9 protein-coding genes are annotated in these 13,246 nt (G+C 30.6%); 5 read left to right on the forward strand and 4 right to left on the reverse strand.

Translation table 11 applies throughout. The annotated features are described in order from the left end of the window. Positions 1 to 237: 237 nt before the first annotated feature. Positions 238 to 5,286, reverse strand: a complete 5,049-nt coding sequence (locus GFV01_RS03650; protein WP_160564903.1) for a T9SS type B sorting domain-containing protein — start codon at positions 5,284 to 5,286, stop codon at positions 238 to 240. A gap of 410 nt (positions 5,287 to 5,696) precedes the next feature. Between GFV01_RS03650 and GFV01_RS03655 the strand changes: the two genes are divergently transcribed. After that, complete coding sequence (locus GFV01_RS03655) at positions 5,697 to 6,896, forward strand: DegT/DnrJ/EryC1/StrS aminotransferase family protein (RefSeq protein WP_160564905.1); 1,200 nt, start codon at positions 5,697 to 5,699, stop codon at positions 6,894 to 6,896. Positions 6,897 to 6,981: 85 nt separating this feature from the next. On the opposite strand, the gene GFV01_RS03660 is transcribed toward GFV01_RS03655, so the two are convergent. Both GFV01_RS03660 and GFV01_RS03665 read right to left on the reverse strand, forming a co-directional pair. Beyond that, complete coding sequence (locus GFV01_RS03660) at positions 6,982 to 7,296, reverse strand: hypothetical protein (RefSeq protein WP_160556773.1); 315 nt, start codon at positions 7,294 to 7,296, stop codon at positions 6,982 to 6,984. A gap of 3 nt (positions 7,297 to 7,299) precedes the next feature. Further along, entirely contained in the window at positions 7,300 to 8,295 is a 996-nt protein-coding gene (locus tag GFV01_RS03665) for a cation diffusion facilitator family transporter (RefSeq protein WP_160564907.1), read from the reverse strand. 246 nt (positions 8,296 to 8,541) lie between these two features. On the opposite strand from GFV01_RS03665, the gene GFV01_RS03670 reads away from it, so the two are divergent. Together GFV01_RS03670 and GFV01_RS03675 are read left to right on the forward strand one after the other, a co-directional pair. After that, positions 8,542 to 9,888 (forward strand): MATE family efflux transporter, encoded by a 1,347-nt coding sequence (locus tag GFV01_RS03670; RefSeq protein WP_160556771.1) that lies wholly within the window; start codon positions 8,542 to 8,544, stop codon positions 9,886 to 9,888. Continuing rightward, entirely contained in the window at positions 9,885 to 10,172 is a 288-nt protein-coding gene (locus GFV01_RS03675; protein ID WP_160543145.1) for a hypothetical protein, read from the forward strand. Before GFV01_RS03670 ends, GFV01_RS03675 begins: the two co-directional genes overlap by 4 nt. 18 nt (positions 10,173 to 10,190) lie before the next feature. Here the strand turns inward: GFV01_RS03675 and GFV01_RS03680 are convergent, their stop codons facing one another. Beyond that, a complete protein-coding gene (locus GFV01_RS03680) occupies positions 10,191 to 10,475 on the reverse strand; it encodes a hypothetical protein (RefSeq protein WP_160564909.1) in 285 nt (94 codons plus the stop codon). 145 nt (positions 10,476 to 10,620) lie between these two features. Here GFV01_RS03680 and GFV01_RS03685 point away from each other — a divergent pair, with 145 nt between their 5' ends. Continuing rightward, complete coding sequence (locus GFV01_RS03685) at positions 10,621 to 11,028, forward strand: helix-turn-helix domain-containing protein (protein WP_160564911.1); 408 nt, start codon at positions 10,621 to 10,623, stop codon at positions 11,026 to 11,028. A gap of 579 nt (positions 11,029 to 11,607) precedes the next feature. Next, positions 11,608 to 13,242, forward strand: coding sequence for a site-specific DNA-methyltransferase (locus GFV01_RS03690; protein WP_160564913.1), 1,635 nt, complete (start codon positions 11,608 to 11,610; stop codon positions 13,240 to 13,242). Positions 13,243 to 13,246: the final 4 nt, after the last annotated feature.

The following is a 13,246-nucleotide window of genomic DNA, read 5'->3' on the forward strand; positions in this document are numbered from 1 at the left end:
CCTTCTGATTGTTTAATTCATTCAGAATGGCTTACTTTTAAATTACCAATTCAAAAATTTTTAAAATGCCCTCGACTCTAAACTTTGTATTCCTTAGTCTTCTCAAAAAATTTTATAAGTAAAGACGGAGTTAAATCATAAAAAAATACAGACATATAATCGCTGCTCAAAAAATTGAATACGTATATGCCTGTACGTGTTTTAAAGATAAAAATTTATATGAGAACTATTTATTCATTAATCAACATGATTATTATGGTTTCTTACAACGATCCATCCTGTAAATTGTCTTCCGTCAGCAATATCAATAACATACCAATAGGAAGTAGTAGGTAATGGTCTGCCCAAATAATATCCATTCCATACAAAGCATGAATTAGAACTTTGTGAAAATACAACTTTACCATATCTGTCAAAAATTTTGATATGAGAAGGAAGTGAGTCGAAATTTTCCAAGCCGCATAATCTCCACGCATCATTAAGATTGTCTCCATTGGGAGTTATCACATTATTTATCTTAAATAAAACTCCTTTCTTTTCGGGAGAATAACAACCGTTTGCCAATGACCTTACATAGAAAGTATATATCCCCGGTTTTAGATTATAAAATGTATTATGGGATTGCCAATTTTTATTATCCATAGAATATTCCAAAGGAGCATCCCCTTCGGCAATTACCGTTATATAATCATTACCTTCCTTTAAATCTGTAATTCTCGTTTTAGCATATTCGGTTACATGAGTGGTATAAGTATACTTACAACCGTTTTTACCGGTAATGGTAACCGTATAAATACCTGCTTTATATATGGTTATTGTATGTTTATCATATCCTTTTACTCCGGTATTCCATTCGTAAAAATCCTCAGGATTTTTTGTATCCGCTACTAGTTCAAGAGTTCCATTCGGACATATTTTTAGGTTCTTTTGTAATGAACTTACAGGAACCGGTAAAACCTTAAGGTTTATTACACTTAGAGCCGGACAGTAATCGGGAGATGAAACTCGGACGTATACTTGGTCCTTAAAAGGTATAATATTTTTATAATTATAAGGATCTACAATAGGATTGGTTTGGTTTTTAGCATCGTTTAAAGTGCTGAAATATTCAAAAGTAGCCTTTGGATCTTTGGTTATGGATGAGTTCATGGTAGTGATATTGAAAAATGTTAATCCATCAAAGTCATCATCACAACTTTCAATTTCCATGGATTGAGTTGAAACCTTAATTTTATCTTTTGTGTATAAGGTAACAGTTCTGATTGAGCTGCACCCGTATTTATTGGTTGCTTTCAGTACTATTTTTTCATTAAAGCTTTTTACTGTGTATTGATGTATATTTTTGATCTTATTGATGTCTTTAACAGCATCTTCCTGAGAATGATAATAGGAAAATGTATACCCGTCGGGGTTAAATATTACGGTATAGCGAAGATCATCTAAATCTACTTTATATATATCGTCAAAATCTGTATCACAAACTAAATATTTAGCATTAATAAGTTTAGGAAGAGGTTCTAAATTAACTTCTAAATATCTAACCGTATAACAACCGGTAGAAGGATTATCCATCCGTACCCATACATAATCTTTTGATAAGGTAACAGAATAACGTTCAGGATTTTTTATGAGCGTATGGCTGTCTCTATTATTAGCTCCTTCCTCGGTTTTGTAATAATTAATAGTTAAATTTTGGCCCGAGGTAATTAAAACATCAGATATATAGTTGGTTAAATTAACATATTCTTGCATATCTGATCCCACATCGCAAATATGTATTTTTTTATTTTGAGCTAACACTTTTTCTGCACTTTTAAAAGTGATTTTTGCAATGGAAAAACATCCTGAAGAATTAGTAATTCTTACATAAATGGTAGTAGGAAATGGTTGAATGACATATTCATTTGTATTGGAAATACTAAATTTATCTGCATACGCATTTTCATATGAAGTATAATATGAGTATTGATAATTTGATCGGGAAGTTGTAACTAAATCTTCTTCATATAAGGTTAAATCTACAATTTCCGTATCATCGGCATTATTATCGCATATTTCAACAATTTTATCTTTAACTAAAGGTGAAGATTGTAACGTAAAACCTAATTTTTGAATGATCTGGCATTCCTTACCTGAAGAGATTTTAACATATAGTTGCGTTGAATTTTTTATAGTATGTTTTATAATAGTATTAATGTTATTTAAAGCATCTTGTTCATTTAAATAATAGGAGAAAGTAAAACTTTGCGGATTGATAACTATATGAGAGTTTAATTCACTTAAAATTACTTCTTCCTCATTATCATTACTAAAGTCACAGATATCCAAGTTATATTTTAAAACAATAGGAAAAGGATTTAACTTTATTTTTAAAGGCTTTATTTCACAACATTTTGATTTTTTGTTGGTAAAACGAACATATAGTGTAGTAGTGTTGTATAAGGCGAATGCAGTAGGATCTAAAATTTTTTCATTATTGTTTTGATTTTGAGCTCCTTCTGCCGTTAAATAAAAATCTACCGAAACTAGTTTCGTATCTACTCCGCTTTCTGCAATCACCGGAATTAAATTTACTATTTTGTTATGGCTATTGTCTGTATCACAAACCTGAATAGTTTTCAAATCAGGAACTGTTACCGATTCCAACAAACATATTTCTACAGGAATAATACTTGGACAACTGTTTTCATAATTAGTTCTAACATATACTTTATTATTACTTATACTTATAGGATAGGGTTCTATAGCAGAAATCGGATGTATTTCTTTGAAAGCATCGTGTTCAGACGTGTAGAATTGAACAGAACTGTAATCGGTTAGGCCTAAAAAATTGATTAAATCGTTCAAATAATAATTTTCAATTCCATCATTACCTCTATCGCATAATGAAATTTTTTGTGTTTCAGATACCTCTAAAGATTTTAAAAAGAGATTAATCATATAGAAATATTTGCATCCATCATCAACATTAACTTTGACATAAATGGTTTTGGGTCCGGTGATGATAGTTTCAGTTACCGGATTAATTTCATTGTTATAGTCATCCAATGTTTCATAAAATGCGATTGAAGATGGTGGATATCCGGCAAGAAAAATAGGTCTTAACGTATTAAGGTTAAAATTAACTTTACCTGAATTATTAATATCGCAAACATTATAAGATGGCCTTTTTTCAATTTTATCTCTAATCTCCAATTTTATTTCTCGAATAAAATCGCATTTAATCTTTTTATCATAAAAACGAACATAAATAATTGAAAATGGATAATTGACTTTAAAATTTTCTAAATCAGTAATTAGCAGCAAACTATCTTTATCTATAGCTCCTTGCCAGGTAGTGTACATTCCATAAAGATCTATATCGTGTTCTTTTTTCATTAAATAATAATAGTCTAAAAGATTCACCTTTATATCTTGGGAATTATCATCACACACGTATTTATGTAAGTTTTCTACTAAAGACTTTTTAAAAGTAAAAGTTAACGATGATATAGAAGAGCAATAGCCCGGACTTGTAATGGTTATAAAAATTTTCTCTCCATTGGTCACATAATAATTATTAGGATTTACTATAGGATTTATATTTTGTAAAGCATCAGATTCGGAAGTAAAATAACTAAAAGAAAGATTATCATATCCCGTAATCGAGGCTTCATAGGATCTCAAATTATAAATTTCTCGTCCTTTTAAATCTTCATTACAAAGTATAATTTCTTGAGGTTTGGAAACAATCGTTTTTTGAAATTTGAAAGTTACAGGAATGATAGAAAAACAATCTTCAAAATCTTTATTACTTGCTTTTGCATAGACGGTTACCGCAGAAGAAAGCGAAAGGGTACTAATGGGATGATTTCCGTTTAGAGCATTAGCATAGGAATCATAAAAATCAAGGTTCATCCATTCTTCATATCCATTTATTTGATTCGTATAATTGTTTAAATATATTATTTCAGAATCCCGGTCACCATTACTACAAATAATAATAGGTTCCATTTCTTTTAGGCCGGGTTTTCTTTTCATGTGAATGGTAATCACCGAGGTCGAATAACAATCTTTACCCTTTGAAGCTCGTAAATAAAAGGAATTTGAATTAGAAGTAATCGGATAGGAATTTAAACCCGTCAAAGGATATTGTCCTGAATGGGCATCTTCTATATTCTGATGTAAAGTGGTAATGACATCGGGAGTAGATTCAGATGCTTCTTTCATCAATTCTTCTAAATTGATAACTTCATTTGGGGTTATACCTTCAAAACATTTATTTACCTGTATATCTTTCACTTTTGGAAAGTCAGAGGCGAAAATAATTTGGAATTCATCATTTAGGGTAATCGGAGTACAACCGGCATAGGATACGTTCACATAATAAGTTGTTGAATTTTTCGGATTAACTTCCGATGAAGGAAGAAGGGTTTGATCGGCATCTTTCCATTCAACTTTAGGAACAGTAGGAGTACCTTGCGGAGCAAATCTCCATGCTTCATGATAGGCTTCCCAGATTCCTGTATTTCTTTGATCGGGTGAAACTCCTTCAGATCCATCAGAATTAGTGATTCCGATAAGTGCTCTTTTTTCATTTCCTATTTCACAAGTTAACGGTTTCTCTTTTACATAGACTTCGATAACATTAGTAGTTTCATAAAGTATTATTTGCACGGTCGATTTTGAGTCTTCGCAACCGAAATGATTCATATTATAATAATTTATGATTGTTTTTCGGAAAGGAATCATCCCTGTCGTATACATGGTGATTTTACCGCAATCACGAGTACATCCAAATACATCACTATCATTGGTCATATCATGATAAGCCCCAAATATGGTATTATGCATTAAATTAGGATCGGGGATAGATCCTGCAATGGCATAAGGACATTCAGTTCCCGCATATTGGGTATCAAAACAGATGACTCCGTTATCACCTAAAATAATAGAGTTAAAAGTATTACCGTAAAAACAGAAATTAAAAGGGAGTTCTTGTGCGTTGCTCCATTTATCATCACTGTCAATGATAACTTCTTGACCTTCAGAGAATGTTCCCACCGGATTAAAAGGAATAGAGGTTACAGCATAGGAAGACGTGTTTTTTAGTTCCGGATATTCAGCCTTCAGTAAAATTTTATGGTTTTCGTTGAATTTATAATTACAATCAATGGTAACAGGACTTTTCAGGCCATTATGATCTTTTATCGTCACCGAAGGGGGGGGCATAATTTGGGCAGGAATTGAATTAAAAATTCCTAAAAATAATAAAATGAAAAAACGGTATGGAGCCTGTGTGCTCATGTACTTTTTTAATGTTAATGTTAGTTTAACAAAGTTAACAATTATTAACATTTAATTTTATATAATTTTAAATATTTTTTCAAATAAAATAAATTATTATAAATAAAAATTAATAATATTTAAATATTTAATAAATTTTATACAATAAAATTAGATATATTATAATTTTACAAAATGAGTTAATATAATAGTTGGTATTTTTTATTTCTAATAGGGAAAATATAAAAGCTTGATTACTGTTTTTTACCTTTATAAACGGGAGTTCAGCTCCAAAATTTGTAAATAATCTATAGTGAAATAGTTCAGGTATTAACTTTTTTTTATTTGTTTTTATAAAGATTCTTTTCAGTCAATTTGTTACCTTTGTTTAACATTTTTAACAAAAAAAATAATATAAAAATAGTTTTATTATGCCAGGATATGAGCTTTGGGGTGAAGAAGAAAAAAAACACCTGAACGATGTTATTGAAAGTGGTATTCTTATGCGTTATAACTTTGAATCCGCAAGGAATAATCATTGGAAGGCAAAAGAGTTTGAACAGGCCATTCAAAAAAGAATGCATGTAAGTCATGCACAACTTACCAGTAGTGGAACAACAGCCTTAATAACGGCTTTGAATGCTGCAGGAGTTGGGGCAGGAGATGAAGTGATACTTCCAACCTTTACCTTTGTGGCCAGTTTCGAGGCGGTATTAAGCGTGGGAGCCATTCCTGTTTTGGTTGACATTGACGACACGTTAACCTTAGATCCCAAAGCTGTAGAAAAAGCCATATCTTCCCGAACCAAAGTAATTATGCCCGTACACATGTGCGGAGCTATGGCAGATATTTCCGCATTGAAAGAATTGGCAAAAAAATATAAATTATTATTAATTGAAGATGCATGTCAAGCATTTGGAGGTACTTATAGAGGTAAATATTTGGGAACTATAGGAGACTTAGGATGCTTTTCATTTGACTTTGTTAAAACCGTAACTTGTGGAGAAGGAGGAGCCGTAGTAACCAATAAGGATGAGTACTATGTACATGCCGATCAATATACGGATCACGGACATGATCATATCGGAAATAATAGAGGCGCCGAAAATCATCCGTATTTAGGATTAAATTACAGAATTTCTGAATTACACGCCGCTGTAGGTCTTGCTCAATTTGAAAAATTAGATCAAATACTTTCCATACAACGTAAAAATAAAAAAGTATTAAAAGATGCGTTAAAGGAAGTAGAGGGTGTTAATTTCAGACGAGTACCGGATGAAGCGGGAGATAATGCTTCTTTTTTAAGTATATTTTTACCTAGCCAAGAATTAGCAAAAAAAGTATCGCTTGAATTAAGCAGTAAAGGTATTGGCAATGCTTATTGGTATGATAACAATTGGCATTATATCAGAAAATGGGATCATTTGAAATTACTGAAATCGTTAGCCCCTCTTTATAAAGAGCACAAAGAATTGTTACCAAATTATGCTAATGCAGATTATTCACAATCAGATGATATTATCAGCAAAACGGTAACCATTCCTATTTCATTATTGTGGAATGATGAAGAATTAGCTAAAAAAGCAGAAATTATAAAATCTGCCGTTTCAAGCATTTTAACTAAAAAATAAAATTAGAATATATTTTTATAAATAGAAAAGCTGCTTTCTAATCAGGAAGCAGCTTTTTATTTTAGTGTAATTTTAATTGTTAGATCTATTGAGAAAATTCGTTCGTTAAAGCTTTGCTTCTATAAAAGCCCAAAATAATAAATATAACGCCAAAGAAAACTATTTTAAATAAGGAGAAAGAATAATTTTTCCACATTAAGTTGATCCAATTTGAAAAAGGTATTTCTCCTGAGAATAAGAATTTAGAAGTATAATGATTATCTACAAAACAATGAAGTATAAAATCTACCAACACCATTACGAGAGAAAATACTAAAGTAAAGATAATGATATATCCAATTTTTCCTAAAGACTTAAAAATAGTTTCTTCAATACGTAAATAATTTTTTTTCTTACTCATATTTTATTTATCTAATTTATGGCGTTTGTCAATCTCAATAATTTCTTTTGTCCACAAAACCTCCTTATCAAAAAGATATTTACGATACGGGCAATTGGTTTTTGTACAAATTTTGCATGAAATAGATTCACAGCAATCATCAACGTGAACAAACATTTCAAAACTGTTGCCAAAGTTATCAATAATTATCTTTTTAAGCGCATCTAATTCTTTATGAGCTTCCCTCACATTAAAATACCAGGGCAAGGTTAAATGACAGTCCAGATGTAAGCTGCTTCCGTATTTTATAAACCGTACATTATGAATGTCAATCCAATTTGGATTTCTGTTCTTATTTAAAGTTTCAACTAATTGAACGATCAATTCTTCATCGGCTTCATCCATAATTCCCGCATAGGATTTACGAATAATTTTAACCCCGGTAAAAATAATAATCAAAGCAAAAATCAGGGCTATCACGCTATCCATCCAGTATATTTTAAAAAAATACATGACAAAAAGACCCAATACAAGTCCTAAGGTGGAATACGTATCTGATTTTAAATGCTCTCCTCCCGAAATTAAAGCCAAAGATTTATTTTTTTTACCTTTCTTAATGGCGGCAACTCCCATAATATAGTTCACCAGTCCGGTCACGGCAATTAAAAGAATTCCAAAGTCCAGTTTGCGTATTTCATGAACGTTGAAAATATTAAGTATCGATTCGTAAATAATCAGCACACCGGCTACAGTAATAAGACTTCCTTCAATCCCGGCCGAAATAAATTCAATTTTACCGTGTCCGTAGGGATGGTCTCTGTCTTTGGGTTTGGAAGATAGGTAAAGGCTGTATAAAGAAAATAATCCGGCAGCAACATTAATAATACTTTCCAACGTATCGGTTAAAATCGCTATGGAATGGGTAAGCTGCCAGGCAATAACTTTAATAATAAATAAAGCTGTTCCGACAATAACCACAATTTTCTGAAAAAAATAATTTTCTTTTGCAGGGGTATTCATGTATTAGTGTATTACATTTATAATGGCGAATGCCTGGCAGTGCAAAGGTACATCTTTTGTTTCATTAATACTGATATTATTCTTGAAATTTTAAAAGTTGGCTTCTATATAATACAAAATGCCATTGATACAATAGATTTTATTCTATAAAATTAAATTATTTTGGATTTTTAGTATAAAGATTCAGAAAGCTTAGCAATTGAATTTCTGTTAATTCACTATCTTTGCAGGCTCTAATAAAATCAAATGGATTTAAAAGGACATTTTAAAGCAAATATTAAATTAGCATTACCTGTTGTAATTACTCAATTGGGACAAGTTTCCGTGAATTTTATTGATATTATTATTATAGCAAACTTAGGAGAAAGAGCCGTGGCCTCATCTTCATTGGCAACCAGTTTGTTTTTCATTTTCTTGGTTTTTTTGTTAGGGTTTTCCTATTCCATGTCGCCTCTTATATCTTCTTCCGTAGCCAATGGAAACACTGACCGAGTGAAAAAAATATTTACTCACGGAATGGTTTTGAATGTATCTTTGGCCTTAGGGGTCATTCTTTTACTAGAGTTGTGCTCTCCTTTGATGTACAAAGCCGGACAAGATGTATCCGTAATTCCCGACGCAATTACTTTCCTTAATATAAGCGCATGGAGTTTATTGCCTTTAATGATTTTTCAATCTTACAGACAATTTTCTGAAGGTATTTCCATGACTATTTTAGTTACCATCGCAACCATCATATCTAATATTGTAAATGTAATCTTGAATTTCGGATTGATATACGGATATTGGGGATTGCCGGAAATGGGATTGCAAGGTTCTGCAACGGCAACTTTAATAGCGCGTATTTTAATGATGTGTATTATTATAGTGGTTTTATATACTAACAAAAAATCATTATTTTATTTAAAAGGGGTTAAATGGAAAAATTTTCAAGCGGCCTATTTTCGTAAGCTTATTTCCATAGGGTTGCCTTCTTCATTACAGTCTTTATTTGAAATAAGTTCGTTTGCCCTTGCTGCATTTATTGCAGGAATGCACAGCTATTTAGATACTTCCGCCCATTCGGTAACATCCAATTTGGCTTCTATAACCTTTCAAGTATGTACCGGTTTTGGTGTGGCAGCAACCGTTAGAGTAGCCGGATATTATGGAGTTAAGAATATGGCGGATCTAAAAAAAGCAGGGATGGCAAATATATATTTGGTTGTCGGTTTTATGACGATATGCGGTATACTTTTTATCATTTTTAAAGATCAACTTCCGTTAATATTTTTTGATAAAAGTAAAACCGAAGTTATTGCTATTGCTTCACGATTAGTGATTTTAACGGCCTTATTCCAAATTTTTGACGGTATACAAGTGGTGAGCTTAGGCTGTTTACGAGCCATGAGAGATGTGAAAATTCCGACCCTTATTTGTTTTATAGCGTATATTATCTTAGCTATTCCCATAGGATACTATTTATGCATCCAACAAAAATTGGGAGCTGTGGGAACCTGGATCGGTTTGTGTATTGGGTTAGGATTTGCTGCCGTTATGTTGTTATGGCGTTTTCATATTCTTACGAAAGATAAAAAGAAATTTAACCATTGATTTTACTTTATTTAGAAAATAGTTCTAAATTACTTTCTATTAAAAGGGAAGAGGCTTTACCTGCATTAAAATCGCAAGTACTCGAAATTTTTTCTAAAATAAATTCGATTGAAAATGCCGTTTTAGGTTTATTTGTAGATGCTTCAATGGAGATTAGAATTCAATCGTACAACAAATATATTTGGAAAGTTGAGGTCATGGATTTGCTTAACTATAAAATGTTTTTGTATTATTATTCAACCCAAAGGGTGCAACAACTAATTCAAGATATTTTTAAAGTATAATTGCGTATTCCAATTTCGTTAGTCTTCGACTAATACCCTATCTAAAAATTCAAATTCGAGATGTGGAAGAAGTTTTTTTATTAATTCCAAAAGGTTATAAATATCAATCCGTATTTCTTCTTCTTCCTTTGAACCTTGATTTTCCAAAGAAAACAAATGCGTTTGACAACTATTTAGCATTGAAAGAATAGTAAACCCTAAATGTTTATAACTTCCGATACCTGCATATTCACTGTGCTTAGCGTGATCTTTCTTTAAATCATCAATCAAATCTTGTATGTGTTTATAAGGCTTGTGTTTCATATTTTAATTATATTTATACAAGCAAAGTAACGACACCTAGATAAGATAAATAATTATAAAATGTTAATTCGCACAACAACCGAAGAATATCTTATTTAATTCGTATAATTTTATATTTTTGTAAACAGATAAAACGAAACAAACCATGAATGCTGATATTAGCTCTAAAAAAGTACATCACGGAAGAAATATAAAGAGATTGCGAGAAATGTTAGGCGTTAAACAAGATGCTTTAGCCGTTGAATTACATATAACGCAAGCAGGAGTCTCTAAATTGGAAGCCAAAGAAGAAATTGAAAAAGAAACTCTTGAAAAAATCGCTCAAATTCTTAAAATTCCCGTAGAGGCGATTGAAAATTTCAATGATGAAGGCGCTTTGAATTTTATTGCAAATACAATTGAAAGTTTTCATTATAAATGCACATTTAATCCTATTGAAAAAATCATTGAACTGTATACCGAAAAAGAAGATCTTTTTAGAGAAAAACAAGAACTCTATGAACGCATGATTCAAGAAAAAAATGAGTTGATTGAGAGATTATTGAATAAATAGTTTGTTTTAGGCTGCTAAAATAATCAAGATATTGGTTTATTATTAATCCATTCATTAATAAAAAAAACATATAATATATATTGACTGGATAAGCAATATTTGTTTCTTATAATAAGTTAATGAATTTTTTTAATTATTAATTTTTACAAAATTTATTCTGAAAGTTATTGTTAAACAGAATATTATATATTTGTTAAATTGTTTACTTTTATTTCTAAAATAATTTAAATAATTGAATTTCCATTCTATTTTTTTTCATTTAACATAGTTAAATATTTTGTTTATTCTCTTTATAAAACCTTCTTTACTTTTATCTTTTAAAGTTATACTAACGGATAATTTTCCAAATTTTTGCTCATTGATATAATATTTTAGTTTAAAAATAAGATAAATAACTAACTCTAAACAAAAAATTAGAAATATTTTAAATACAAATATTTGCAGTAATTTAATCCATATACATTAAATAAGAAATAAAAATCGATTAAAAAATAAAAATTAATATAATAAATTTGTTAATTTATATTGTATACAAAAGTCTATATTTTTTATCTTTGCCCTAGATAAAAAATTAGATAAATGCCTACACTTCATTGGATAGGAAAAGAGAAAGTAATTAATCATCATCAGGAAGTACCTTTTAGGATACTGGAAAAGCAATATACCTATACAAACGGTACACAAACAGAAGAGAAAGAGAAAACCAGCGAAAATAAAATTATACACGGCGATAACCTCGAAGCCTTAAAAAGTTTACTTCCTGAGTACGAAGGAAAAATAAAATGTATTTATATAGATCCTCCGTACAATACCGGAAACGAAGGCTGGGTGTATAACGACAACGTAAACGATCCTAAAATAAAAAAATGGTTAGGGCAGGTAGTAGGTAAGGAAAGCGAAGACTTAAGCCGGCACGATAAGTGGCTCTGCATGATGTATCCCCGGTTGAAACTATTACATAAATTATTAGCTAACGATGGGGCTATTTTTATTTCTATTGACGATAACGAACAGGCAAACCTAAAATTAATCTGTGATGAAATTTATGGGGCAGGTAATTTTGTAAATAATATTATTTGGCAAAAAAAAACAGGTGCATCAGATGCAAAAACTATAGCAAATATTATTGAATATGTTCTAATATATTCAAAGAATAATAACGTGATTTTTAATAAAAACAAGGAATCTTACGATTTAAAAAGATATAAATATAAAGATGAGTTTTTTGAACAAAGAGGTCCTTATTATATAGATAACCTTGATAGGGGAGGATTACAATATAGTGATAGCTTAAACTTTAAAATAAAATGCCCTGATGGGACTTTTACTTATCCCAATGGTAGAAAAGAATATTTTAATGATGGATGGATTTGGAAATGGGGAAAGGAAAAAATAAAATGGGCGTTGCAAAATAATTTTTTGGAATTTAGAAAATCAAAAAATAAAAAAAGTGGATGGGCTGTTTGTTACAAGAATTATTTAAAAGTTGATAATACAAACATTACTATAGAAAGGGCTGCACCAAAAAAAAATTTAATTACAGATGTTTTAAATGCTAATGCAGCATCAGATTTAAAAAATTTATTTGACAATAAAAATGTATTTAATTATTCTAAGCCTGTTAATTTAATTTATAATATATTAAACTTTATTAAATATGAAAAAAACTCCATTATTTTAGATTCCTTTGCAGGCTCAGGAACCACGGCTCATGCCGTTTTAAATCTTAATAAACAAGACGGAGGCAACCGCAAGTTTATTTTGGTAGAAATGGAAGACTATGCAGAAAGTATTACCGCCGAAAGGGTAAAACGGGTAATTTCCGGCTATGGAGAAGAAAACAAAGCGGTAGAAGGGACCGGAGGAGATTTTTCTTATTACGAACTAGGTAAACCGCTGTTCTTAGAAGAAAATATATTAAATGAAGAAGTAGGAGAAGAAAAAATCAGGGAATATATTTGGTACTCTGAGGTAAAAACTCCTTACCAAAAACAGGAAGAAAACTATCTGTTAGGAAAACAATACCAAACGGCGTATTATTTTTATTACGATAAAGAAAAGCTTACTACACTGGATGAGAACTTTTTGCGCACCCTGAAAACGAAGGCAGAACAATATATTATTTATGCAGATAACTGCTTACTCGATGCCGATTTTATGAACAAACATTCCCTTATATTTAAAAAAATACCCCGGGATATTACCCGTTTTTAAGGAT

The organism is Apibacter sp. B2912, from assembly GCF_009827835.1.
Classification (GTDB): Bacteria; Bacteroidota; Bacteroidia; order Flavobacteriales; family Weeksellaceae; genus Apibacter.

Coding starts and splice junctions, on each gene's coding strand:
- GFV01_RS03685 (WP_160564911.1), top strand. CDS start 10,621: ATGAATGCTGATATTAGCTCTAAAAAAGTACATCACGGAAGAAATATA.
- GFV01_RS03680 (WP_160564909.1), bottom strand. CDS start 10,475: ATGAAACACAAGCCTTATAAACACATACAAGATTTGATTGATGATTTA.
- GFV01_RS03690 (WP_160564913.1), top strand. CDS start 11,608: ATGCCTACACTTCATTGGATAGGAAAAGAGAAAGTAATTAATCATCAT.
- GFV01_RS03665 (WP_160564907.1), bottom strand. CDS start 8,295: ATGAATACCCCTGCAAAAGAAAATTATTTTTTTCAGAAAATTGTGGTT.
- GFV01_RS03670 (WP_160556771.1), top strand. CDS start 8,542: ATGGATTTAAAAGGACATTTTAAAGCAAATATTAAATTAGCATTACCT.
- GFV01_RS03650 (WP_160564903.1), bottom strand. CDS start 5,286: ATGAGCACACAGGCTCCATACCGTTTTTTCATTTTATTATTTTTAGGA.
- GFV01_RS03655 (WP_160564905.1), top strand. CDS start 5,697: ATGCCAGGATATGAGCTTTGGGGTGAAGAAGAAAAAAAACACCTGAAC.
- GFV01_RS03660 (WP_160556773.1), bottom strand. CDS start 7,296: ATGAGTAAGAAAAAAAATTATTTACGTATTGAAGAAACTATTTTTAAG.